This window comes from Mesorhizobium sp. M4B.F.Ca.ET.214.01.1.1 (assembly GCF_004791545.1).
Classification (GTDB): Bacteria; Pseudomonadota; Alphaproteobacteria; order Rhizobiales; family Rhizobiaceae; genus Mesorhizobium; species Mesorhizobium abyssinicae.
This window is the reverse complement of sequence record NZ_SRUX01000244.1, coordinates 1-299: the sequence shown is the minus strand read 5'-3', so window position 1 is coordinate 299 and position 299 is coordinate 1. Positions and strand designations below refer to the sequence as shown.

General features: G+C 66.2%; 2 pseudogenes. Both read right to left on the bottom strand.

The window, feature by feature from the left end:
• A pseudogene (locus EN857_RS36060) lies at nt 1–177 on the bottom strand (ABC transporter permease); the annotation flags it as partial.
• Nucleotides 177–299 (bottom strand): annotated as a pseudogene (locus EN857_RS36055) (ABC transporter permease); the annotation flags it as partial. The pseudogenes EN857_RS36060 and EN857_RS36055, both read right to left, overlap by 1 nt.

Below are 299 nucleotides of genomic sequence, written 5' to 3'. Positions count from 1 at the left end.
CGACCGCCAGATGCCGAGCAGCCCCATCTGCCAATATTGCGGCAGCCAGTCCCAGCGCATGACGAAGGCCGCGCCGAGGACCAATCCCAGCGCGATTAGGATCAGCACGATGCGGTGCGGCTTCAGCCAGAGCGAGGCACGCGCCGCCATGTTGATCGCGGTCGCTTCGGCCGGCATCAGCGTGCCTCCTTGACGGAAGGCATGCCGCGCCGCGACCGGGCCTCGACGCGACCGATGATCAGGTTGGAGAAGAGCGTCAGCGCCAGATAGAGCGCGCCGGCAGCAACGAAAAAGAGCAG